Source organism: Euryhalocaulis caribicus, assembly GCF_000412185.1.
Classification (GTDB): domain Bacteria; phylum Pseudomonadota; class Alphaproteobacteria; order Caulobacterales; family Maricaulaceae; genus Euryhalocaulis; species Euryhalocaulis caribicus.
This window is the reverse complement of record NZ_ASJA01000003.1, coordinates 189875-212607: the sequence shown is the minus strand read 5'-3', so window position 1 is coordinate 212607 and position 22733 is coordinate 189875. Positions and strand designations below refer to the sequence as shown.

The following is a 22733-nucleotide window of genomic DNA, read 5'->3' as shown; positions in this document are numbered from 1 at the left end:
TCACCCCCCCCGATCCCTTAGCCTGAGGAGCCCGGAAGGGCGTCTCGAAGGCGAACTCCACAGGGCGCAAACTTCCTCTGGAAATCACGCGATTCATCCCGAGAAAACGCCCCTTGCAATCTCCGCTCATTTCATATACTTTATTTTGTAAAGTTATTTATATGAGGGAAATGTGATGAGCACGCTCACTCAGGATCTGGACTATATCAAGGACCTTGCCGAGCGCGGGGAGACCGCGCCGCTGGTGGGGGGACGGTTTGCGTTGTGGTGGGGGGTGCTGACCGCCGCCATGCTGGGGCTTCACTGGATGGCGCTGACAGGACGGACGCCGTTTCCGATTGACGCCATCGGGGCGTTCTGGATCGGTTACGCGATTATCGGCGGCATCGGCACGGCGCTGCTGGCGACCCTGGTCAAGGACCCGGCGGGGGTTTCCTCGGTCAATAACCGTCTGGCCAATATGGTCTGGTCGACCATTGGCGTGCCGATCGGGCTTTATACGTTCGGCGTATTTTTGGGCGTGGCGTTCGGCGCGGCGCCGCTGGCCGCCTTCGACTCCATCCTTGGGGTGGCGTTCGCCTGCTACACCATCGCCTTCTATGCGGTGGGGCGGTTCTCCCGCGACCGGGTGATGCTGGGCTTTGCGGTGATCTGCGCGGCGGCCACCGTCATTTCCGGCCTGTTGATCGGGCAGAGCGTGCTTTATCTGGCCGCGGCGGGCTTTGTGCTGGCCACGGCCGGCGTGTCGGGGCTCTACCAGATGGCGCGGGCGCCGCGCACGACGGTATAAACCGATGTCAGAGTTCAACGCCGATAATCTGGACGAGGTGATCCACGGGCGGCTGCGGCTGGGCGTGATGGCCTATCTCGCCTCCGCCGGGGCGGCCAGCTTCGCCGACCTGAAAGCGCAGACCAGTGCGACGGACGGCAATCTTTCAGTGCATCTGCGCAAGCTGGAGGACGCCGGATATGTGGAGATCGCCAAGAAGTTCGAGGGCCGGAAGCCGTTGACCACGGCGAAACTGACCCCGGCCGGGCGCAAGGCCTGGATCGCCTATCTGGAACAGATGCGCAGCCTGATGGGCGACGCGGCTGAATAATAAAAATCGCTAACCGGCGGCGCGGCGGAGGCGGTCATTGATCGCCTCGCCCAGCCCCGCCTCGGGAACCGGCGCCACCGCGATGGCGCCGGTTTCGCTGTCCAGACGCCGCAGACAGGAAAACAGGTTTGCGGCGGCCTCGGCCAGATCGCCTTCGGGCGAGAGGTTCAGCGCCCCGTCCGGCGCGCCGGGGCCGAAACCCAGATACGCCTCCCCCGCTTCCGGCGCGCTGGCGTTCAGGCGCAGGCGGGCGTTCGGCGCATAGTGGCGGCGCAGCATGCCGGGGGAGCCAGTCTCGCCCGGTTTTGCATCGGCCAGCGGGCCGGAGACGGCTTCGATCTCCGCGCGTGAGAGGCCGCCGGGGCGGAGCAGGGTTGCGCCCTCCCCGCGCACTGCGACTACCGTGGACTCCACGCCGACGCGGCAGGGGCCGCCATCCAGGATCAGGTCGATCGCCTCGCCCATCCCTTCCACGACATGAGCCGCGGTGGTGGGGCTGATGGTCTCTGACGGGTTGGCGCTGGGGGCCACCAGCGGGCCGCCGAAAGCCGTCAAAAGGCTTTGCGCGGCCGGGTGCGCCGGGGCGCGCAGAGCGACCGTATCCAGACCCGCTCGGGCGAGATCGCAGACCCCGCAATCGGGGCGGGCGGGGAGGACGAGGGTGAGAGGGCCGGGCCAGAACGCGGCCGCCAGCCGTTCGGCCAGACCTGACGCCTGACCGTGGCGCGCGGCCTCATCGAAGCCGCCGACATGGGCGATGAGCGGGTTGAAGCGCGGGCGGCCCTTGGCGGCGTAAAGCCCGGCCACGGCGCGCGGGTTGGCGGCGTCCGCGGCGAGGCCATAGACGGTTTCCGTCGGCATCGCGACCAGCCCGCCGCCGCGCAGAATTTCCGCGGCGCGGGCGATGGCGGCCGGATCGGCGGCATTGAGGACAGGCGCAGTCATGACCGCCCCGACATGCCCGCAAAGCGCGGGCGGCGTCTAGTCCGGAACGTGTTCGACCTTGCCGCGCGCCGGGTAGCGTTCCTTCACCACGAAGTCGATGGCGCTGAGGAGATCGTCGAGGCCGGGGCGGGCGAACGGGACCGTCTGGACAAAAGAGGCGTAGAGCGCGAACTCCGGATCGATCAGGAACAGGCCCGGTTCGGTGAAATATTCCGGCTCGCCATCCTTGATCGCCTGCGAAATGAACAGGCCCCATTTGCGGGCTTCTGCCAGCTCGAACCCCCAGCCGACCTTCAGATTTTCGATCTCCCATTCCTTGACCGAAGCCTCGGCGGTTTCCTCGTCATCGGCGCTGAGGAACAGGACGGAGAGACCGCGCGCCTTTAACTCATCGGCCCGCTTGTCCCAGGCCTGCATGGTGTTCTTGCAGATCGGGCAATGCTTGCCGCGATAGACATTGATCAGGGCGAAATGCTCGATCGACTGGTCGCGCAGGGAGAACCGGCCTCCGCCAACCAGCGGAACCGCGAGATCGGGGGCAGGGCGGCCGGGGATGATCGGCTGGATATCGGACATGGCTTTTACGGTCTCTCGCATGAATTATTGAGCGGCGTCTGAAACGCGGCGCGGAATGACGGCGTTCCCGGCCATTGGCAGCGGGCAATGGCGGGAACGGAACGAATCGGGGACAAAGAACGCATGACCGACCCTGTCCTGATTGGCGTTGCCGCCTTCCTCGCCGGCGCGTTACTCGCCGCCCTGATCGTTTTTGTCCTGACCGCGCGGCGCGCGAACGCCGCGCGCGAGGAATTGTTGCACACGAAAGGCGATCTGCGGGAGGCCGCGGTGAAGGCCGGGCAGGCCGACGATATCCGCGCGAAGCTGGACCAGAGCGAAGCCCGGCTGCATCAGGCGGAGAAGGATCTGGAGTCGCTGCGCTCCCGCGCCGAGGAGCGCGAGAAGGCGCATCAGGAGAAGGTGGAGACCCTGATCGCGTTCCGGCAGGACATGGAAAAGGAATTCAAGACGCTGGCCGATCAGGCGCTGGAAAAGCAGTCCAGGACCTTCGCCGAGACCAATCAGGAAAAGGTCCAGATGCTGCTGAACCCGCTTCGCGAACAGATCAAGAATTTCGAGACGGCGTTCCAGAAAGACGGCCATACGCGCACCGAACAGACCACGACCCTGCGTCACATGTTCGAACAGCTGGAAAAACAGACCGGGCAGATTTCCAAGGAAGCGACCGACCTGACCAATGCGCTGAAAGGCTCCACCCAGCAGCAGGGCGCGTGGGGGGAGATGATCCTGGAAACGATCCTGGAGAAATCGGGGCTGCGCGAGGGCGAGGAATTCGTCACCCAGAACACCGCCCACACGGCAGAGGACGGAACCCGGCTGCGGCCGGACGTGGTGGTGAACCTGCCCAACGAGCAGAAGCTGGTGATCGACTCCAAGGTCAGCCTGCTGAGCTTTGAGCGCTGCGTGAATTGCGAGGAAGAGGCGGAACGGAACGCGCACCTGAAAAGCCACATCAATTCCGTGCGCAACCATATCAAGGGATTGTCGGCCAAGGACTACGCCCAGCTTTATGGCGGGGTGGATTTCGTGGTGCTGTTCGTGCCGATTGAATCCGCGCTGTCGCTGGCGATCCAGCATGACAGCGAGATCCAGAGTTATGCGGCGTCGAACAATGTAATGATCGCTTCGCCCAATACGCTGCTGATGGCGCTGCGGACGGTGCAGAATCTCTGGCGGATCGAGAACCAGAACCGCCACGCGCAGGAGATCGCCTCCCGCGCCGGGGCGCTGTACGAGAAATTCGCCGGATTTGCGGAGGATCTGGAGAAGGTCGGGCTGAATATCGACCGGGCGCGCAACGCCTATGACGATGCCCGCAAGAAGCTCTCCACCGGGCGCGGAAACCTGGTGCGACAGGCGGAGATGCTGAAAGAGATGGGCGCGGAAACCAGCAAGTCCCTGCCCGACAAGCTGACCGCCCTGTCGCATCACGAAGACGACGACGAAGATGCGGACGAGGCCGGCGCCCTGCCGGGCGGCGAAGACTCCTAGTCCAGCGTCTGGCGGTAGCGGTTGACCGCGATGGTGGTGATGACGGTGAGCTGGATCAGCATCGGCCAGATTTGATTGACGATGTCGGTAAAGCCGGCGTCTTTCAGCACCACGGCTCGGGTCAGGCGGATGAAATGGGTGGTGGGCAGAGCCTCCCCCAGCCAGCGCGCCCACAGGGGCATCCCCTCGAACGGGAAGATGAAGCCTGACAGCAGGATCGAGGGCAGGAAGAAGAAGAAGGTCATCTGCATGGCCTGCATCTGGGTGCGGGCCAGCGTGGAGATGAGGAAGCCCAGCGCCAGATTGACCACGATGAAAACGGTCGCCCCGAGCAAAAGCGGCGCGAGGCCGCCCGTGAAGGGCACGCCGAACAGGCCGACTCCTGCGATCAGCAATATGGCGATCTGGATATAGCCCACCCCGACATAGGGCAGGATCTTGCCGATCATCACCTCCATTGGCCTGGCGGGGGTGGCGAGCAGGGTCTCCATCGTCCCGCGCTCCAGCTCCCGCGTGATGGCGATGGCGGTGATCATGGCCATGGTCATGGTGAGAATGACCGCCAGCAGGCCGGGCACGATATTATAGGCGGTGACGCCGGCCGGATTGTAGCGGCGGTGGACGACAAGATCCCAGGGCGGGGGATCGGGCGCGGCCAGCGCCGCCTCCTCCATCAGCGGCGAGAGGGCGCGCTCCAGCAGGACGGGCAGCGCGCCGACCGGGCCGCCGGCGGCGACGGGGTCGGTGGCGTCGGCCTCCACCACGATCTGCGGGCGCTCGCCGCGGACCAGCGCGCGCTCGAACCCTTCCGGGATGATGACCACGAAATCGGCCGCGCCGGTCTTCAGGGCCTCGTCGCCCTCCGCCGCCGAGCCGACCACGCCGGTCACGTCAAAGAAGGTGGAGGTGTGCAGGGTGGAGACTATGGCGCGGGTGAAGGGGCCGTCATCGCGGATGTCCAGCAGAGTCGGCAGGTGGCGCGGGTCGGTATTGATGGCGTAGCCGAACAGAGTGAGCTGGACGATCGGGATCATGATCATGATCGCAAAGGTCAGCCGGTCCCGCCGCATCTGGACCAGTTCTTTCTTCAGGACGGCGAATATGCGGCTGAAGGAGTACATGACGCCTCAGGCCGCCTGCGCCGCGTCATCGCGGTTCTGCTCGATCAGGTGGATGAAGACCTCTTCGAGGCCCGCTTCGCTCTCGCGCAGCTCCAGATTTTCACGGTCCCTGTAGGAGGCGAGACTGCGCGCCAGCGCGCCGGCGTCCTTGCCGGAGACGTGCAGGGCGTCGCCGAAGCGGGCGACCTGTTCGACCGGGGCGAGCCGGCGCAGCTCCTTCGCCAGATCGTCGAGGTCCGGACCCTTGATGCGCCATGTAACGAGGCCGGAGCGTTCGGGAATTTCGGCGGCGGGGGCGTCGACCAGCTTGCGGCCCTTGTGGATGAAGCAGATGTGATCGCACTGGATCGCCTCGTCCATGTAATGGGTGGAGACGAGGACGGTGATGCCGCTGGCCGTCATGTCATGGATCCGCTCCCAGAAATGGCGGCGGGCGGCAGGGTCGACGCCGGCGGTGGGTTCGTCCAGCAGGAGAAGGTCCGGCTTGTGGATCATGGAGGCGGCCAGCGCCAGACGCTGCTTCCAGCCGCCGGAGAGCTGGGAGGCGAGCTGTTTCGCGCGGTCGGCGAGACCATATTCCGCCATCACCGCGTCGACGCGGGCGCGCACGTCCGACTCGCCATACATGCGCGCCATGAAATTGAGGTTCTCTCGGACGCTGAGTTCCTCATAGAGCGAAAATTTCTGGGTCATGTAGCCGACGCGTTTCTTGATCCGGCGGCCTTCGGTGAGGATGTCGTAGCCGAGCGCGGTCCCCTTCCCCTCGTCCGGGGTGAGGAGGCCGCACATCATGCGGATCGTGGTGGTTTTCCCCGACCCGTTGGGGCCGAGAAAGCCATAGATCACGCCCTTTGGAACGCTCATGGAGAGATGGTCGACGGCGGTGAAGTCGCCGAACCTTTTGGTCAGACCCTCGACCCGGATGGCGGGTTCGGCGGCGTTCATCGGTCCAGCCGCACCTGGACGGGCTGGCCGGGATGGAAGCGCGCGGGGTCTTCGGGAACGGCCTCGATGCGATAGACCAGCTTGGCGCGCTCGGTCTCGCTGAAGATGACGGGCGGGGTGTATTCGGCCTGTGTGGAGATGAAGGCGATTTCGGCGGTGAGACCGGCCGGACAGCCGTCGCACGCGGCGCTGACGCCCTGACCGGCGGTGACGCGGGCAAGCTCCGCCTGCGGCACGAAAAAGACCAAGCGCATGGCGTCGTCCGGCAACAGGGAGAGGACCGGGGCGTTGGGGGAAGCGGCCTCCCCCGGGCGGCGGAAGATACGCTGCACGCGGCCGGGCGCGGGGGCGCGGAAAGAGCGGTCGGCGAGCTGTTCAGAGGCCAGGGCGAGGCGCGCCTTGGCCGCTTCAACTTCATCCCCGGCGGCTTGAATGGCGTCTTCGCGGGCGGGCAGCGCGGCGAGTTGACGCTGCGAGGCCAGTTCCTGCACCCGGGCGCGGGCGACGCCGAGGGCGCGTTCCGCTTCGTCCAGTTGGCGCTGCGGGGCGGCGTCCTGCGCGACCAGTTGCTGCGCGCGGTCATATTCTTCCTGCGCCAGGGCAAGGTCGGCGCGGGCGGAGGCAAGGCGGTCGCCCGCGGCCTCCACCTCTTCCGGGCGGCCGCCGCGCTGCAGGTCGGCCAGACGCGACCGGGCGGCGGCGAGCTGGGCCTGCGCTTCCTGTACGGCGAGGCGGGCGCGTTCGGCGTCGACAGAGAAGAGCGGCGCGCCTTGCTCCACGCGGTCGCCCTCCGCCACGTCCAGCGTGGTGATCAGGCCCGGTTCGCGGGGGCTGAGATAGCGGTAATCGCCTTCGGCATAGCCCAGCAGGGCCTCGTCATCACTGGCGCCGCAAGCGGCGAGGGCGAGACAGGCGAGCAGGATGGCGGCGCGGATCATTTGGGCTTGCCCCCTTCGGCCCGCATCCCGTTCAGGATGATGTCCAGATGATGCTGGGCCATGATATTGCCGGGCAGCGGCGGATCGTCGGCGCGGGCGAACGTGGTTATCCAGACCATGTGCAGCATCAGCCCGCCGATGATGGAGCGGGCCGCGGCCTGCGGATCGACATCGCGGAACTGGCCCTGCGTGACGCCGGCGCGGATCAGGCGCTGCAGCGCGCCGAGGCCGACCTCAATCACCTCTTCCCGATAGAATTCCGCCAGTTCAGGGAAATTTCCGGCTTCCGCGATGATCAGGCGCGGCACGGCAAAGCGGCGCGGGTCGCTCATCGCCTCGCCCATGAAGCTGACCGCCATGCGCAAGGCCCCGGCGGGGTCGTCCTCCGCATTTTCCATCAGGCTGGCGGCGTGGGCGGCGACCGGCGTGACGGAGCGGCGGATCAGGGCGCGCAGCATGTCTTCCTTGGACGGGAAATAACGATAGAGCGCGCCCTGGGACAGCCCGGCGCCGCGCGCAATCTCCGCCACCGTGGCGCCGGAAAATCCCTTCTTCACGAAGGCGTCCAGCGCGGCGTCCAGAATATCGTCCGGGCGGGCTTCCGGGCGGCGGCGCCAGCCCGGTTTGGGTGTCTTTTCGGCTACGCTCATGCCCCTTAAATAAATGAGCGCTCATTTATTTACAAGAGCAGCGGGAGCTCTTTACACCAAGGCCGGCGCTCAATGAATACGGGTGTCAGGCCCCGGTCTGTATCGGCTGCCAGAGTTCGATCTTGTAGCCCTCCGGGTCGATGAACCAGCCGAAACGGCCATAATCATAGGACTCGATTTCACCCGCGAGTTCGGCCCCGCCGGCGCGCACCTTTTCCAGCACGCCTTGCAGATCGTCGACACGGAAATTGATCATGGCTTCCCGCCCGGACGGCTGGAAATAATCGGTGTCCTGTTTGAACGGACCCCAGACAATACGCAGGTCCGGCGCGTCATCCTTGGACGGCTGGAAGGCCGTTCCGTTCCAGCCATCGGTCACGTCAAAGCCCAGATGGTCGCGATACCAGGCGGCCAGCGCCGCCGGATCCTTGCATTTGAAAAACACGCCGCCGATGCCGAGCACTTTCGCCATGCGAACACGCCTCCCCTACCAGTGCGGCGAGACCTCCCGGCCCGCGAAGGCCTCTTCGAGCCGCCGCCTTGTTCCGTTTGTAACATCATCGGGCAGTCCGGCAGGGGAAAACCAGCCGCGTTCGGCGATTTCGAACCCTTCCAGCGGATCCACCGCGCGCCAGGAATCGGCGCGGAATACGATGACATGGTCGCCGCGATAACTGGCATGGTTGGAATAGACGCCGAAAAGCGACAAGGTTTCGGCATGAACGCCCGCCTCCTCCGCCGCTTCGCGGCCCGCCGCCTCGATGGCCGTCTCGCCGCGCTCCACCCCGCCGCCGGGCAGGTGCCAGCCATGGGCGTAGGAATGGCGGATCAGGGCGACGCGCCCCTGCTCATCGGCGGCGATCACGCGAACGCCCAGCGTCATCGGCCGCTTGAAACGCCACCACAGGCGCATGACAGGTTTCCAGGCCGCGCGCACATCCACCGGATCAATCATGGCGCCCAGACTGGCGTGTTCGCGTCGCGTGGCAAGAGGGCGCGGTCATGATCCGGCCCGTGGCGGCGGCGGGCGCGGTGGTGTTCCGCGGCGATGACGTGCTGCTGATCCGGCGGGGAGGCGCGCCGCTGAAAGGAAGCTGGTCCCTTCCCGGCGGCAAGATCGAGTTCGGCGAGACGGCCATCGAGGCGGTTGCCCGCGAAGTGCGCGAGGAGACCGGCTGCGAGATCGAGGTGATTGGCCTGATCGACGTTGTCGACCGCATCGACCCCGGCAGCCATTACGTGCTGGCCGATTACGCCGCGCGCTGGATCAGCGGCGAACCGCGGCCCGGCGATGACGCCGACCGGGCGCGCTTCTTCGCGCCGGACGCGCTGGCGCCGCTGGATTTGTGGTCGGAAACCGTGCGTGTGATCGCGCAGGCGCGCCGCATCCTTCATGAATCAGTCAGAGACGGTTCAGGGTCCCGGCGTTAGGTTGCGCGCGATGAAACAGCGCGTTTTTCAAATCCTCGCCGGGCTGACCGCCCTGACGCTGCTGGCCGCGCCCGGATGGGCGCAGGAACGCTATGACCGCGTTCTGGAGAACCAGGCCGAAGCGCCTGAGCCGGACGAGGCGTCGGCGCAGCCGAAAGTCGTGCGCTCCAGCCTGCTGATCGCCTTGGCCGAGACGATCGGCGGGGCGCATTATCTGCGCCTGACCTGCGAGGGGCGGGATTCCCAGTACTGGCGGAACCGCATGGTTGAGCTTCTGGAGCTGGAGGCGGGCGAGCGTTATCGCCTGCGCGACGCGATGATCGAGGCGTTCAATGACGGCTATCGCTATCAGGAACGCCGGTATGCGCGGTGCGGGGCCGAAATGAAGGCTGAGGAACAGACGCTGTCGCGCACAGGCGCCGATCTGGCGAGACAACTGGGCGATCCCTATCTATAGGGCTGAATTCAAACTGTCGCTTGACCTTTGAGGCGCGTTCGCGCCGACTGTCTTTTGCGGACAAAACGCTGTGGGAGCATTCAATGCCGAAAGCTGGCCGTTATGAAGGGAATGACGGGCGCGTGGTGGAAGAAGAACAGAAATCCATCGCGCTGGACCGCATCCTGGACGCCTGGGACGACGCGCTGGGCGACGGGTGCGAGCCGGACCACATCGCCACCGCCGCCATCTTCGCCGCGCTGACCGACATGATCGACGCCTATGGCGAGGAGCCGGTGGCGGAAATGGCGGAATCCCTGCCCGAACGCATCCGCAAGGGCGAGTTTTCCATGCGCGAGGGCCAGGCCCACTAGGCCCCGCCGCGCGCCGCCTTCATATCTTCCGACAATTGAGCGATGTCCTTCACGGTGAATTTCTCGCCGCGGACGCAGACGATGTCGCGCTCATCGATCCTGCCGAACCAGTCCACCGATTCCACGGGGACATGGATCAGGCCTTCCACCATGCCGCCGGCCAACATCTGGCGCACCTTGATCTCTATCAGGCCGTTTGACTGGGACATGGCGCGCCTTCTTTCGTTTCGCGGTTCATTGCCGGGGAAACGATAAGGCGCGGCCATTTATAAAGAATGACGGCCGGACCACGCGCCTTGGGGGAGACTGCGTCATGGCCCGGCCGCCGAATCCACCGTTGCCTATTGGGGGGCGCAACGGCAGGGGGTCGCCGGCTTCTATAGGGGGAGGGACGCCGGCTTTGGTTCAACGCACATGGGAAGCGAATCCGGCGTCCGCTAGGGGCTAAAACTGCAGCCATGCCGGAAATTCACGCCGTTATTTAACCCACGATAGAAAAATCCTGTCGGCGGTCGCCCATCGAGGGTATTCTTCGCCCATGGCGCGGCTGGCGATCTTCTGCGACGGAACGTGGAACCGGCTGGATTCCCGCTTTGCGACCAATGTCGTGAAACTGGCCGAATCCGTGGAACCGGTGGCCCGTGACGGCGTGCGGCAACTGGTTTTCTACGATGACGGGGTGGGATCGGGCACGGCGGTCGCCAAGGGCGTGGACAAGCTGATCGGCGGAGCGACCGGCAAGGGATTGCTGCGCAATATCGAGGACGCCTACCGCTTCCTGATCTTCAATTACCAGCCGGGCGACGAGATATACGTTTTCGGCTTTTCGCGCGGGGCGTTCACCGCGCGCAGCCTGTGCGGCCTGATCCGCAATTGCGGCATTATCCAGCGGCGCTACGCCTCCCGCGTGGACGAGGCGATTGCGCTTTATCGCGACGCCAGCGAAGCCGGGCACCCGAACGGGGAGAAGGCGCTGGAATTCCGCGCCCGCTACGCCGCCGATCACATACTGAACGACCGCGATATCGCGCACCGGAAGGCCGAGGCCGATCCGCCGCCGCGTCTGCGGGTGGATTTTCTGGGGGTGTGGGACACGGTCGGCTCTCTGGGCCTGCCCGATACATTCATCACCGGCCTGTTCCAGCGGAACGAAAAGTTCGCCTTCCACGACACCCAGCTGAGCGCGATGATCCGCGCCGGGCGTCACGCCGTGGCGATTGACGAGAAGCGGGAGAGCTTCTCACCGACGCTGTGGACGCCGGACGAAAGCCACGATCCCGAGACTGTGCAGCAAGCCTGGTTTCCGGGCGATCACGGCTCTGTCGGCGGCGGCGGCGACATCACGGGGCTGAGCGACGCGGCGCTTCTGTGGATTGCGGAGGGCGCGCTGGAGGCGGGGCTGGAATATTCCCCCCTGCCCGATACGCCGCTGCGCACCGCGCGGCCCGACCACCGGGCGGCGCTGGAGAATATCTCCTCGGCGGCGCGCAAGGGCGGGCTGACGTCTTTTATTACCCGGCGGCTGCCGAAAAAGGACCGTCTGGCGGTGCTGGAAAAGGCTTATCGCGAAGAGGTCGAGCGGCTGGAAAAGCTGGGCCGGGCGGAACTGGCCGCAGAGCTGAAGCCGCCGCGCATCGCCGTGGAGGAACTGGCGGCGAGCGCCATTCTGCGCTGGAACGAGGCGGCGGAGAACCTGGCCGAGGGCAAGCCCTATCGCCCCGGGACGCTGGACGGGCTGAAAGATTTGCTGGAGGGAGCGGCGGCGCTGGCGAAATCGGCCGCGGAGCGGCTGTCCGCGCTGGCCGCCCGGTTTCAGCCCTCCGGCTGAAACGTTTCCATGAAGCGGACGGGTTCGCCTAGTCCTTCGGCGACCACTTCATCGTCGCGCATCACGATATTGCCGCGGATGATGGTGGCTTTCGGCCAGCCGGTGACGGTCATGCCCGCGAACGGGGTCCAGCCGGACTTGTTGGCCATCATCGCGTCGGTGATTTCCTTCTTCTCTTTCATATCGACGATGGTCAGGTCGCCGTCATAGCCCTTGGCCAGACGCCCCTTCCCGGCCGTGCCGAAGACGCGCTGGGCGCCGGCGCTGGTCAGGTCCACCACGCGCTCAAGGCTGAGGCGGCCGGCGTTTGCGTGATCGAGCATCAGGGGCAGCAGGGTCTGCACGCCCGGCATACCGGAGGGCGATTGCGGATAGGGTTTTTCCTTTTCCTCCAGCGTGTGCGGGGCGTGGTCGGAGCCGATGACGTCGGCAACGCCCTGACGCACGGCCTCCCACAACGCGGCGCGGTGATCGGCGCCGCGCACGGGCGGGTTCATCTGGGCGCGGCCCTTCAGGCGCTCATAGGCTTCAGGGCCCTCCAGCGTGAGGTGCTGGGGCGTGATCTCGACCGTGGCGATATCTCGCGCGGCAGCCAGAAGCGGGATCTCGTCCAGGGTGGAGACATGCAGGACATGGATGCGCTTGCCGCATTTGCGGGCGAGCCGGATCAGGCGCTCGGTCGACAGGCGCGCGGCCTCGGCGTCGCGGACGTCCGTGTGGCTGGTCCAGTCGCCCTGGCGGGCCAGCGAGCGGCGCTCTTCCAGCCGGAATTCGTCCTCCGAATGGAAAGTGGCGCGGCGATTGACGTTGCGCAGCACGGCCTCCACGCCCTCGTCGGTCTCGATCAGGAGATTGCCGGTGGAGGCGCCCATGAAGACCTTGACCCCGCAACAGCCGGGCAGGCGCTCCAGCTCGCCCAGATGTTCGGTGTTCTGCGGCGTGCCGCCGACATAGAAGGCGTGGTCGCAATCCATCCGGCCCTTGGCGCGCTTCAGCTTGTCGGCCATGGCGTCCGGATCGGTGGTGGTGGGGTTGGTGTTCGGCATTTCGAATACCGCCGTCACCCCGCCCAGAACCGCGCCGCGCGCCCCGGCCTGAAGGTCTTCCTTGCGCTCCAGCCCCGGCTCTCGGAAATGCACCTGGGTGTCGATGACACCGGGCAGGACGTGCAGGCCGGTGGCGTCGAATACCTCGCCCGCGTCCGCGGTCGAAAGATCGCCGATATAGACGGTCTTGCCGCCGGTGATCCCGACATCGGCGCGGAACGTGCCCGCGTGATTGACGACGGTGCCGCCGCGTACGATCAGATCATAGGTCTCGGCCATATCTCGCCCTTCGTTTTGACGCGGACCGGAAAATACGGCCCGCCCTCTTTTAACGGGGCGGAGCGTGAAGAATCCAGTTTTGCGCGCGGCGGGTCAGGCGGCCGGGGCCGGCGCTTTCCCCTGCGCGGCGCGGCGGAACAGCCATGCAGACAGCACCCAGAGCGCGGTGAAGAAGGCCGTCGCGAACACGATATCGGTGGCCTGTCCCCATCCCGCGGCCAGGGCGGCGAGCGCGACCAGCGCCTGTGCAAGCGCCGTCGCGCCCAGCGCGGCGGCCATGCCGCGCGGCCGGAACCGCGCGATCAGGGCGCCGATGAAGCCCACGGCCAGCACGCCGACGAACAACATATTGGCGTCGTGATTTTCCGACCCGATGATTCCCACCGCGCCATTCACCCAGATCAGCAGGAAAGTCCCCAGCGCCGCGATTGCCGAAGCGCCGCGATAGGCCAGACTGCCCGAACGCCGGAACGCCAGATAAAGCGCAAGCGCGGCGCCCGTCACCAGCGCGCCCATGATCACGAAATCAGCAATGCTCCAGTCCATGTCCGTCTCCCCGTCGGTCCGGCGGCAGTTTCGCGCCGTCAGTGATTTCTGACAACGCAATAAGGCCGGATGATGGATTTGCGGGCCGGTTCAGGCTTGCAACACGCCCCGGCCGCCCGCATCTAGCCCGGCATGACGCAACCCGCCCTCCTCACCGACCGCGCCGTCCTTCGCATCAGCGGGGAGAATGTGCGCGAATTCCTCAACGGCCTTGTCACCAACGAGATGACCAAGGGCGACGATGCGGTGTTCGCCGCGCTGCTGACCCCGCAGGGCAAGATCCTGGCTGAGATGATCATCAGCGATGGCGGCGACGGGGCGCTGTATGTCGACACGCCCGCGGAGGGCGCGGCGGCGCTGATGCAGCGGCTGGCGATGTACAAGCTGCGCGCAAAGATCGAGGTGGCCGATGTCAGCGACACGCTGGGCGTGGTCCTGCACGGCGCGGGCGCGTTTGCCGATCCGCGCCATGATGGCCTGCCGCCGCGCGCGATCGCCCCGCGCGAGGGCGTCCCGGCGGTGGACGGTTATGACGCAGCGCGCATCGCGCTGGGCGTCCCGGAGCTGTTCAAGGATTACCAGCCCGCCGACATTTTCCCCGCGGACGCGGCGATGGACTGGTTCAACGGGGTCAATCTGAAGAAGGGCTGTTTCGTCGGCCAGGAAGTGGTCAGCCGAATGCACCGCAAGGGAACGCTGCGCAAGCGCATGCTGCCCGTGAGGGTGGAGGGCGGCGCGCCGGACTACGGCGTGGAAGTGACCGCGGATGACAAGCCGGTGGGCGATATCCGCTCCTCCAACGGCGCGGACGCCATCGCCCTGTTGCGCATCGACCGGCTGGAGAAAGCGGAAACGCCGCCCGTGACGGACGGGCGGCGCGTGGACGTGCTGCGGGCGGGCGCGCCCTAGCGGGTCGCCGCGACCTCTATCGTCACGGAAATCGAGTCGGAAACCGCGCCATCGAAATCGCCGCCGCCGACATTCCAGCCCGCGCGCTCAAAGCCGAACGCGGCCTGTGCGTTGGCGGTGTCGCCGCTGATCGCGACCGAGAACGGCAGATTGAACGGGTGCGACTGGTCCTTGATGGTCAGAACGCCCTGCGCCGCATAGCCGCCCTGCGTGGCGGTCACGCTGTTCGAGACAAAGCGCGCCTCGCCGGGCCCCAGCCAGTCGGCGGAGGTCGCCGTTTCGTCCCGGTCGGAATCGCCGGTGCCCAGAGAGGCGAGATTGACGCGGGCGTCGATCTTCGAACCTTCCAGATTATCCGGATCGAACCAGATATCGGCCGACCAGTCGGAAAATTCGCCGTCGAACGCCTCGCCATCGATCTCGCCTGCGAAGGTCAGCGCGCTCTGCGCCTGATCCACCGTCCAGCGGTCGGCGGCGTTCTCGGGCGCCTCGGCGGCCGGGGCGGCGGGTTCGGCGGGCGCGGTCTGGGTTTCGGCTTCGGCCGGGGCCTGGGCGGCGGTGTCCGGGGCGCCGGAGTCGCCGCAGGCGGCGAGGGCCAGCACGGCGAGGGCGGCGGGGGCTATGCGGATCATGGCGGGTCTCACTTCTTCGAGAAGGGAATCGGGATCATGCGCTGCAGCAGGTCGATACGCTCCACGAACTGATGCTTCAGCGCCGCCCCGACATGTAGTGCGAGAAGCGCCAGAATCACCCAGGCCATCTTCGAATGAACATTCTCGAACACCGCGTCCAGGACCTCCTTCGTGTCACGGGGCAGACCCGGCAGGATAGGCAGGTGCGGCCATTCGAACAGGAAGAAGAAGCGCGTCGGGATGCCCAGCGGCGAGGACGACACCATCAGCCAGCCAGCCAGCGGCATGGCGATGATCAGAACATAAAAGGCCCAGTGGACGGCGGTGGCGGCGGTTTTCTCCCACGCTTTCATCTCTTCCGGATAAGGCGGGGTCTTGTGGGTGAGGCGCCAGATCAGGCGCGCGACGGACAACACAAGAATGGTCAGGCCGACCGATTTGTGAATCTGGAAATAGTTGAGCTTCTGCGTGCTGTTCGGCAGGTCGCCCGCCCACCAGCCGAAGAAGATCATGCCGATAATGGCAATGGCGATCAGCCAGTGCAGCGACATCGCGACGGCGTTGTAACGGCGTGTTCCGGTCATGGAGGCGCTGCTCCCTTGAAGCCTGTTTCTGCTTGTACGGGAATGATAACGGCGCGCGTGGCCGCGTCACCTGTGAAAGCGTGACTGGGCGCCGCAGCATTTGCGCCATTGGCCGCGCGGCTTCCGCCCTCTAAGTTCCCCCTCTCCACGCCAGAGACGAGATAAAGAGAGCTTCGCCAAACATGCCCTACACCGCCCCTGTGGAAGATATCCGCTTTTCTCTGGAAGACGTCGTCGCGATGGACGGCCTGAAAACGACCGGCGCGTTCGACGAGCTGTCGCGCGACCTGACCGCACAGATCCTTGAAGAGGCCGGCAAGTTCACCGCCGACATTCTTGGCCCGCTGAACCGGTCCGGGGATCAGGAAGGCTGCACGCTGAAAGACGGCGCGGTGACCACGCCCAAGGGCTTCTCCGACGCCTATGCCCGCATGGTCGAGGGCGGCTGGCAGGGTCTGGCCGCGCCGGCCGAGCATGGCGGCATGGGCCTGCCCCGCGCGCTGGGCGTGGCGCTGCAGGAAATGATGCAGGCGGCCAACATGGCGTTCGGCCTCTGCCCGATGCTGACGCAGGGCGGGATCGAGGCGTTGCTGGCGCATGGCGACGAGCACCAGAACAGCGTCTATCTGCCCAAGCTGATTTCCGGCGAATGGTCCTGCACCATGAACCTGACCGAGCCGCAGGCGGGATCCGACGTTGGCGCGCTGCGCACCAAGGCCGAGCCGAACGGCGACGGATCCTGGTCCATCACCGGCCAGAAAATCTACATCACCTGGGGCGAGCATGACTGCACGGAGAACGTGATCCACACCGTGCTGGCCCGCACCCCGGACGGCGTGCCGGGCACCAAGGGCATCTCGCTGTTCCTTGTGCCGAAATTCTTCGTGAACGAGGACGGGTCACTGGGCGACCGCAACGCGGTGAAGGCGATCGGGCTGGAAGAGAAGCTGGGCATTCACGGCTCCCCCACCTGCACGATGGACTATGCCGGAGCCAAAGGCTGGCTGATCGGCGAGGAATTCGACGGCATGAAGCTGATGTTCACGATGATGAACTCGGCGCGCCTGAATGTCGGGATGCAGGGCGTGGGCGTGGGCCATCGCGCCTATCAGCGCGCGCTGGCCTATGCGCAGGACCGCACGCAGGGCCGCGACCTGGACGGCGACTATCCGGCCGCCATCATCAATCATCCGGACGTGCGCCGCATGCTGATGGTGATGAAAGCCAAGCTGGAAGCCGCGCGGCATATCTGCCTGGCGACCGCCGTGGCGGCCGATTACGGCCTGCATTTCGAGCTGGAGGAAGACCGCAAGGCTGCGAAATGGCGTGAAGACCTGCTGACCCCGATGGCGAAAGCCTGGGGCACGGATCTGGGCGTCGACGCCGCTTCGCTGGGCGTGCAGATCCATGGCGGCATGGGCTTTATCGAGGAATCGGGCGCGCCGCAGCAATATCGCGACGCCCGTATCGCCCCGATCTATGAGGGCACGAACGGCATTCAGGCCATCGACCTTGTCGGCCGCAAGCTGTCCATGGATGGCGGCATGCCGATGAAGCGCCTGATCGAGGAAATGCGGGAGACGGTCGAGGACCTTGAGACCAGCTCCAATGAGGAGCTGCCGCTGATCGCGCGCCGTCTGGCCCCCGCCGTCGACCAGCTGGAGCGCACCGTGGCGTGGCTGACCGACAAGAAACGCGACCCGGAAGAGCGTCTGGCCGGCGCTTATCCCTTCCTGACGCTGGCGAGCGAAGTGACCGGGGGCTATTACATGGCCATCGGCGCGGTGGCCGCGCAGCGCCGTTTGAAGAACAAGGAAGGCGATCCGGGCTTTGCCGATTCAAAGGTGGCGCTGGCCCGCTATTACGCCGACAGCGTGCTGCCCAAGGCTGCGGGCCATGCGGCCGAGGTGATGGGCGCGGCGGACGCCATGCTGGACTTCCCGGACGAATACCTGGCGTAAGACGGCCTGACGCCTAGGCCCCGCCATAGAGGCGGGGGGCGAAGCGGTCGCCCCAGAACACCTTGCCCAGCCCCTGCACGCTGCGATCCAGCATCGCGGCGCGGCGGGGCGAGCGGATAGCCCACAACAGGCCCGCAGCGGCGCCGTAGGCCACGGCCTGCGCCGCCCCGACCGTCATCCAGCCGATGACGCCGGGCGCGTCCGGCGGGGTGCGCGCGGCGCAGCTCTGGCTGGGCCCCTGCCCGTAAGCGAAGCCGCGCGCCAGCGCATAGCGCAGACAGGCGCGCGATTCCGGCACATATTCCAGAACCCGCGCCCGCGACGCCCAGCCGAAACGCGCGCCTTTATGCTTCAACATCGCGAACAGAAGGTCGTCTTCGCCGCCCAGCTGATCGGCCTTCGCGTCGAAGGGCGAAGCGGTCAGGGACAGTCCCTCGCGCGCGATCATGGAATTGCCGCAGCCATGATAATTGTCCAGCACGGCGTCTTCGGCCGGCCCGGTGCGGGCAAAGAAACCCTTGAGGAAATCGCGGTGCGCGGCCGGCGCCGTTTCAGGCAGAACCGTGTCTATAGGGCCGAAAACAATATCGGCGCCCAGATCCGTCAGCGCCGTGTCCAGCGCCCCCAGCCAGCCCGGCAGGGCTTCCTCGTCATCATCGAGAAACGCAATGCGCGGGGCGGAGGCGGCGGCCCATCCTGTGTTGCGCGCGGTGGCCACGCCGGGGTTCGGCTCCGCAATCAGGGTCAGGCGGGCGTCCTTGATGCCCGCCAACGCCCGATCCGCGCCGCCTTCGGGCGCGTTATCGACCACGATGACCTCGAAATCCGGCGCGCCTTCCTGCGCCAGCGCGCTTTCAACGGCGCGCCGCAGACCGTCCGGGCGGCGGAACGTGGGTATGACAACCGAGATACGCGCCATGGGCGGCCTTCGCGAAAATTTTCAACGTCTTTCCTTGATATTCACCTATCACCGATAGGGTTGCGATCCGGTGAAGCCAGAGGGCGGGTGGCGGCGACAAGGTTTATGCGTACGAATCTGATTCACCCGGGCGAGCTCGGGCCTGAAGAAATCAAGGCGTGGAAAGCCATCACGGCGGAGATGGGGACGCACAGCGCCTTCATGGAGCCGGAGTTCGCGCGCGCGGCGGGCCAGGCCCGCGGCGATGCGCGCGTGGCCGTTTTCGAAAATGACGGCGAGATCGTCGGCTTCTGGCCGTTTCACAAGCGCCCCATGCATTTTGCGCGGCCCATCGGCGCGCCGTTCAGTGACCAGCACGGCCCGGCCATCCGGCCCGGCGCGGCGTTCGACCCCGCGGCGGCGCTGAAGGCGATGGGCATGTGCGCCTATGCCTATTCCACCCTGCTGGACCCGGAAGCGCGGTTTTCTTCCGGCGCGCGGGCCGTGCAGGACGGATACGTGGCGGAGACCGGCGGCGACGGGCAAGCCTATGCGGCGCGCCTGAAGGCCGAACACAAACGCTATCACAAGACCATCGAGCGGCGGCGGCGGAAGCTGGAAAACGAGCGCGGGACGGTGGAGATCGTCCTGCGCGACCGCGATCCCGAAGCGTTCGAGCAGGTGTTGCGCTGGAAGCGCGAACAATATGCGGCGACCGGCCTGCATGACGTTCTGGCCCCGCGCTGGGTCCGGGTGATGCTGGACGCGCTGGGCGATACGGACGCCGAAGACCATGGCCTGCGCATGTCCACGCTGCGCGTGGACGGGCGACTGGCGGCCGGGGAAATCTGTCTTCTGGGCGCGGGCAGCCTGCATAGTTGGATTCCCGCCTATGACGCGGAATTCGGGATATATTCGCCCGGCCTGCAATTGCTGCGCGGACTGATCGAAGGGACCAACGATCTGGGCGCGGACCGCGTCGATCTGGGCGCGGGACATGGTTATTACAAACGCTATTTCACGTTCGAGCGGCGGGCGCTGATCGACGGGGCGGCGTTTGCGCGGGGCGCGGGCGCGCAGGTGATGAAATCGGCCATGGGGGGCTGGCGCGGGCTGGAAACCGCGCCGCTGGGCCCGATGTCGAAACTGGCCGGGAAGGCGCGCCGGCGGCTGGGCCAGATCGCGGCCGTGGAGCCGGGCCTTGGCGGACGGGTGCGCGGGGTCGCGCGCGCCTTCAGGCAACACGCGCCGGGCTGAACGCCTTATTGATCCGCCCGCGCAGGGCGGCGCATAGTCTTTCCATGAAACGCCTGTTTGTCTGTCTTGCGCTGCTGTGGGCGCTGCCCGCCCTTGCCCAGTCCCCGGAATCCGAAAACGCGCCGCTGGCGCTGGAGGCGGACGACGCGGCCATTGATGCGCGGCTGGAATCCCTTTTCGGCGAGATCGAGGGCCTGTCCGGGATCGAAGTCCGGGTGCAGTCGGGCGTCGTGACGCTTGGCGGCGAGGCCGGCGCCCCGGAAGCGGCCTTGCGCGCGGAGAATCTGGCGCGGCGGCTGGAGGGCGTGGTCGACGTCACCAATAATGTGGAGGTGTCCGCCGATATATCGGAGCGGGCGCAACCGGCGCTGGCGCGGCTGACCGATTTTTACGAGACCGCGGCGCGGGACTGGCCGGTCTGGCTGGCGGCGCTGGCCGTATTCGCCGCGTTCTGGCTGTTGTCGGTGGTGCTGTCGCGGTCGCGCTTCGTGTTCGACCGGCTGACGCCCAACCCGTTCGTGGCCGATCTGCTGCGGCGGGCCATTGGCTGGGCGCTGATCCTGGCGGGGCTGATCGCGGCGCTGGACCTGGCCGGGGCGGCGGGAATGATGTCCGCGGTTATCGGCGCGGCGGGCGTGGCGGGACTGGCCATCGGCTTTGCCCTGAAGGACACGGTGGCGAATTATATCGCCTCCACCCTCCTCACCCTGCGCCGCCCGTTCGAGGCCAACGACATCGTGCGCATCGGCGATCAGGAGGGCACGGTCGCCCGCCTGACCCCGCGCTCCACCATTCTGATCACCACGGATGGCAATCATGTCTCCGTTCCCAATGGCACGGTGATCCAGTCGGTCATCGTGAACTTCACGCGGCGGCCGCAGCGGCGCTTTTCGTTCGAGGTCGGGATCGGCGCGGCGGACGACGCCGGCAAGGCCTGCCGCGTCACGCGGGACGCCATCGTTGCGACGCAGGGCGTGATCGCGGATCCGGCCCCGGCCTGCATCGTCAAGGCGTTCGGCAATTATAACCTGATCCTGGAGGCGTCCGGCTGGGTGGACCAGCGGGCCAGCAGCTTCCTGTCTGTGCGGGGGCTGGCCATCGCGGCGGTGCGCGACGCGCTGCTGGCGCAGGGCATCGACCTGCCCGATCCGATTGTGCAGGTGCGCCAGCTGGGCGAAGCGGCGCCGGCCGAGGCCGCAACGCCGAGAACCGCGCGGACCGACCTTCAGGACATGGCCGAACAGCAACCGGAATCCGAAGCCGCCGAACAGGCCGCGCGCGAGGCCGAGGAAGGCGAGAACCTTATGAAAAAGGCGGCGCCCGAATGAGCGCCGCCCTGTTTCAAGCTTGGGTTTTCCGTCCCGCCTAGATCAGCCAGGTCTTGGGATCGGGGATCGGCTTGTTGTCGAGCAGCCGGACGACGCCGACCACCAGCCGCAACAACCACCACACCGCCAGTGCGATGAAGAGCGGTATGCCGATAACCACGAAAATCAGGATGAAGCAGATCACCGAACCGGCAAGGCCGATCCAGAAGGTGCGGATCAGATATTCATAATGGCCGGCCAGAACGGGATTTTCCGTGTCCCGCTTCAGATAGGCCAGGATCACGCCCACGATCGCGGCGATGCCGCCCGTCACGAAGGTCGCGAGATAGAGGATATAGGACACAATCGCGATGGTGCGGTCGTCTGAATCGGCAATGGATGAGCGCGCTTCGCTATAGGAGCGCGAGGCTTCATCGCGCGCCGCCGAAGCGGCCTTGGAGGCGCGGTCCTGCGCCGAGCGCGCCGCCGAGCTCATCTTCTCGCGGGTTTCGGACGATTTCTGTCCGCCGGACGCGCTCTGTTCGGCGCCGCCGCCCGCCGCCGCGGTGCGGTCCATCGCGACATCTTCCGGACTGCCGCCTGTGTCAGCGGCGTCCGTGTCCGGCTTTTCAGGATCGTTGGGGGTAGGCTCTTTGGGGTCAGCCATTTGGGAAAGCATCCTCACTCTGGAGACTATTTCCCCTGATAGATGATCCGATTGCGGGTGAAACTCAAGGTCTGCGCGCGGAAATCGGCGAACGCACGCGCCCTGTCAGAGCCCGAGAAACCAGCTGCGGGGCGAGGGAATGGCCTGATTGCCCAGCGCCTTGACCAGCCCGATGACCGAACGCGCCAGGAACCACAGCGCGGCGAGAAACCAGACCGTCTTGGCCAGACCCAGCGGCCAGACCACAAGTCCCAGGACCGCCAGCAATATGCCGATCCAGAACGTCCTGATCTGGAACACGAAATGGGAGTTCGGCCCCGGCCCGCCCATGTTCAGCTTGAGATAGGCGAGGATCACCCCGATAAGCGAGAGCAGCCCGCCCGGAATGGCAAAAAGCACATAGATAATAACGGCGTAGGTTTTCAGCTTGTGCGGATCGCGGTCTGACATGGCGGTCCTCGAAATCCCGGTCTGCTGGCGGCTCTGTGACGATAACCGGCGCGCCCTAGCGCCGGCGGTACATGCGCTTCAAAGCGAAAATCGCGCCAATCGCGGCGGCGTAGAGCGCCGCGCGCAGGATCAGGACATCGCCGGGCTGCTGGGTGAAGCGGTCGCCCGAGCGCGCCAGCGCCGTCCACGGCGCGGCGCCGCCCAGCATGTGGATCAGGCCCATGACGGCGTAATCGGCGATGAGCGCCAGCGCCACGGCCAGCGCAAGCTCCTTCCAGCGGCCGACCAGAAAGGCGGCGACCGCGGAAACGGCGGCCATCACGGCGTAATCGACCGGCGTTAAGGCGTCGAACGGCATA

Annotated in this window: 28 protein-coding genes; 11 read left to right on the top strand and 17 right to left on the bottom strand. The window is 66.2% G+C overall.

Features of this window, described 5'->3' with window-relative positions; genetic code table 11:
• Window positions 1-175: 175 nt before the first annotated feature.
• Both L338_RS04110 and L338_RS04105 read left to right on the top strand, forming a co-directional pair.
• Window positions 176-790 (top strand): hypothetical protein, encoded by a 615-nt coding sequence (locus L338_RS04110; RefSeq protein ID WP_022697097.1) that lies wholly within the window; start codon window positions 176-178, stop codon window positions 788-790.
• A gap of 4 nt (window positions 791-794) precedes the next feature.
• Entirely contained in the window at window positions 795-1100 is a 306-nt protein-coding gene (locus tag L338_RS04105; RefSeq protein WP_022697096.1) for a winged helix-turn-helix domain-containing protein, read from the top strand.
• A 9-nt stretch (window positions 1101-1109) separates the two neighbouring features.
• On the opposite strand, the gene L338_RS04100 is transcribed toward L338_RS04105, so the two are convergent.
• Together L338_RS04100 and L338_RS04095 are read right to left on the bottom strand one after the other, a co-directional pair.
• A complete protein-coding gene (locus L338_RS04100; protein ID WP_022697095.1) occupies window positions 1110-2045 on the bottom strand; it encodes an L-threonylcarbamoyladenylate synthase in 936 nt (311 codons plus the stop codon).
• Between the two features lie 36 nt (window positions 2046-2081).
• Window positions 2082-2621, bottom strand: a complete 540-nt coding sequence (locus L338_RS04095; RefSeq protein WP_022697094.1) for a redoxin domain-containing protein — start codon at window positions 2619-2621, stop codon at window positions 2082-2084.
• Window positions 2622-2744: 123 nt separating this feature from the next.
• On the opposite strand from L338_RS04095, the gene L338_RS04090 reads away from it, so the two are divergent.
• Window positions 2745-4115, top strand: coding sequence for a DNA recombination protein RmuC (locus tag L338_RS04090; protein ID WP_027068262.1), 1371 nt, complete (start codon window positions 2745-2747; stop codon window positions 4113-4115).
• On the opposite strand, the gene L338_RS04085 is transcribed toward L338_RS04090, so the two are convergent.
• From L338_RS04085 to L338_RS04060, 6 genes are all read right to left on the bottom strand, one after another.
• Window positions 4112-5236, bottom strand: coding sequence for an ABC transporter permease (locus L338_RS04085; protein WP_022697092.1), 1125 nt, complete (start codon window positions 5234-5236; stop codon window positions 4112-4114). The two genes, L338_RS04090 and L338_RS04085, sit on opposite strands and share 4 nt — an antisense overlap.
• A gap of 6 nt (window positions 5237-5242) precedes the next feature.
• A complete protein-coding gene (locus L338_RS04080; RefSeq protein WP_022697091.1) occupies window positions 5243-6181 on the bottom strand; it encodes an ABC transporter ATP-binding protein in 939 nt (312 codons plus the stop codon).
• Window positions 6178-7119: an HlyD family secretion protein gene (locus L338_RS04075; protein ID WP_022697090.1), complete on the bottom strand. Its 942-nt coding sequence runs from the start codon at window positions 7117-7119 to the stop codon at window positions 6178-6180. Before L338_RS04075 ends, L338_RS04080 begins: the two co-directional genes overlap by 4 nt.
• Window positions 7116-7769: a TetR/AcrR family transcriptional regulator gene (locus tag L338_RS04070; RefSeq protein ID WP_022697089.1), complete on the bottom strand. Its 654-nt coding sequence runs from the start codon at window positions 7767-7769 to the stop codon at window positions 7116-7118. The genes L338_RS04075 and L338_RS04070 overlap by 4 nt, the downstream gene beginning before the upstream one ends.
• Window positions 7770-7854: 85 nt before the next feature.
• Window positions 7855-8241 carry a VOC family protein gene (locus L338_RS04065; RefSeq protein WP_022697088.1) on the bottom strand — a complete coding sequence of 129 codons (387 nt, stop codon included), beginning with the start codon at window positions 8239-8241 and terminating at the stop codon, window positions 7855-7857.
• 15 nt (window positions 8242-8256) lie between these two features.
• On the bottom strand, window positions 8257-8724 hold the full coding sequence (locus L338_RS04060; protein WP_022697087.1) for an NUDIX domain-containing protein: 468 nt from the start codon (window positions 8722-8724) through the stop codon (window positions 8257-8259).
• A gap of 47 nt (window positions 8725-8771) precedes the next feature.
• Here L338_RS04060 and L338_RS04055 point away from each other — a divergent pair, with 47 nt between their 5' ends.
• From L338_RS04055 to L338_RS04045, 3 genes are all read left to right on the top strand, one after another.
• Window positions 8772-9200, top strand: a complete 429-nt coding sequence (locus L338_RS04055; RefSeq protein ID WP_022697086.1) for an NUDIX hydrolase — start codon at window positions 8772-8774, stop codon at window positions 9198-9200.
• 10 nt (window positions 9201-9210) lie between these two features.
• On the top strand, window positions 9211-9657 hold the full coding sequence (locus L338_RS04050) for a TIGR02301 family protein (protein ID WP_022697085.1): 447 nt from the start codon (window positions 9211-9213) through the stop codon (window positions 9655-9657).
• An 83-nt stretch (window positions 9658-9740) separates the two neighbouring features.
• A complete protein-coding gene (locus L338_RS04045; protein ID WP_051122703.1) occupies window positions 9741-10010 on the top strand; it encodes a hypothetical protein in 270 nt (89 codons plus the stop codon).
• Here L338_RS04045 and L338_RS04040 read toward each other — a convergent pair.
• Window positions 10007-10219, bottom strand: coding sequence for a hypothetical protein (locus L338_RS04040; protein WP_033310459.1), 213 nt, complete (start codon window positions 10217-10219; stop codon window positions 10007-10009). The genes L338_RS04045 and L338_RS04040 overlap by 4 nt on opposite strands.
• Before the next feature lie 329 nt (window positions 10220-10548).
• Here L338_RS04040 and L338_RS04035 point away from each other — a divergent pair, with 329 nt between their 5' ends.
• Window positions 10549-11838, top strand: coding sequence for a DUF2235 domain-containing protein (locus tag L338_RS04035; RefSeq protein WP_022697082.1), 1290 nt, complete (start codon window positions 10549-10551; stop codon window positions 11836-11838).
• Here the strand turns inward: L338_RS04035 and L338_RS04030 are convergent.
• Window positions 11823-13163 (bottom strand): dihydroorotase, encoded by a 1341-nt coding sequence (locus tag L338_RS04030; protein WP_022697081.1) that lies wholly within the window; start codon window positions 13161-13163, stop codon window positions 11823-11825. The genes L338_RS04035 and L338_RS04030 overlap by 16 nt on opposite strands.
• 93 nt (window positions 13164-13256) lie before the next feature.
• Window positions 13257-13709, bottom strand: coding sequence for a hypothetical protein (locus tag L338_RS04025; RefSeq protein ID WP_022697080.1), 453 nt, complete (start codon window positions 13707-13709; stop codon window positions 13257-13259).
• 132 nt (window positions 13710-13841) lie between these two features.
• Between L338_RS04025 and ygfZ the strand changes: the two genes are divergently transcribed.
• On the top strand, window positions 13842-14618 hold the full coding sequence (gene ygfZ, locus L338_RS04020; RefSeq protein ID WP_022697079.1) for a CAF17-like 4Fe-4S cluster assembly/insertion protein YgfZ: 777 nt from the start codon (window positions 13842-13844) through the stop codon (window positions 14616-14618).
• On the opposite strand, the gene L338_RS04015 is transcribed toward ygfZ, so the two are convergent.
• Both L338_RS04015 and L338_RS04010 read right to left on the bottom strand, forming a co-directional pair.
• A complete protein-coding gene (locus L338_RS04015) occupies window positions 14615-15250 on the bottom strand; it encodes a YceI family protein (protein ID WP_022697078.1) in 636 nt (211 codons plus the stop codon). The two genes, ygfZ and L338_RS04015, sit on opposite strands and share 4 nt — an antisense overlap.
• Before the next feature lie 8 nt (window positions 15251-15258).
• Window positions 15259-15834, bottom strand: coding sequence for a cytochrome b (locus L338_RS04010; protein WP_022697077.1), 576 nt, complete (start codon window positions 15832-15834; stop codon window positions 15259-15261).
• Between the two features lie 182 nt (window positions 15835-16016).
• Here L338_RS04010 and L338_RS04005 point away from each other — a divergent pair, with 182 nt between their 5' ends.
• Window positions 16017-17795 carry an acyl-CoA dehydrogenase family protein gene (locus L338_RS04005; protein WP_022697076.1) on the top strand — a complete coding sequence of 593 codons (1779 nt, stop codon included), beginning with the start codon at window positions 16017-16019 and terminating at the stop codon, window positions 17793-17795.
• A 13-nt stretch (window positions 17796-17808) separates the two neighbouring features.
• Here L338_RS04005 and L338_RS04000 read toward each other — a convergent pair whose 3' ends face one another.
• Window positions 17809-18714, bottom strand: a complete 906-nt coding sequence (locus tag L338_RS04000) for a glycosyltransferase family 2 protein (RefSeq protein WP_022697075.1) — start codon at window positions 18712-18714, stop codon at window positions 17809-17811.
• Between the two features lie 105 nt (window positions 18715-18819).
• Here L338_RS04000 and L338_RS03995 point away from each other — a divergent pair, with 105 nt between their 5' ends.
• On the top strand, window positions 18820-19950 hold the full coding sequence (locus L338_RS03995; RefSeq protein ID WP_022697074.1) for a GNAT family N-acetyltransferase: 1131 nt from the start codon (window positions 18820-18822) through the stop codon (window positions 19948-19950).
• A 44-nt stretch (window positions 19951-19994) separates the two neighbouring features.
• Window positions 19995-21278, top strand: a complete 1284-nt coding sequence (locus tag L338_RS03990) for a mechanosensitive ion channel domain-containing protein (RefSeq protein WP_022697073.1) — start codon at window positions 19995-19997, stop codon at window positions 21276-21278.
• Window positions 21279-21315: 37 nt separating this feature from the next.
• On the opposite strand, the gene L338_RS17760 is transcribed toward L338_RS03990, so the two are convergent.
• The 3 genes from L338_RS17760 to L338_RS03975 form a co-directional block, all read right to left on the bottom strand.
• Window positions 21316-21924, bottom strand: a complete 609-nt coding sequence (locus L338_RS17760; protein ID WP_022697072.1) for a DUF4870 family protein — start codon at window positions 21922-21924, stop codon at window positions 21316-21318.
• A gap of 105 nt (window positions 21925-22029) precedes the next feature.
• Window positions 22030-22374, bottom strand: a complete 345-nt coding sequence (locus L338_RS03980; RefSeq protein WP_022697071.1) for a DUF4870 family protein — start codon at window positions 22372-22374, stop codon at window positions 22030-22032.
• 55 nt (window positions 22375-22429) lie between these two features.
• Complete coding sequence (locus tag L338_RS03975) at window positions 22430-22732, bottom strand: hypothetical protein (protein ID WP_022697070.1); 303 nt, start codon at window positions 22730-22732, stop codon at window positions 22430-22432.
• Window position 22733 lies beyond the last annotated feature (1 nt).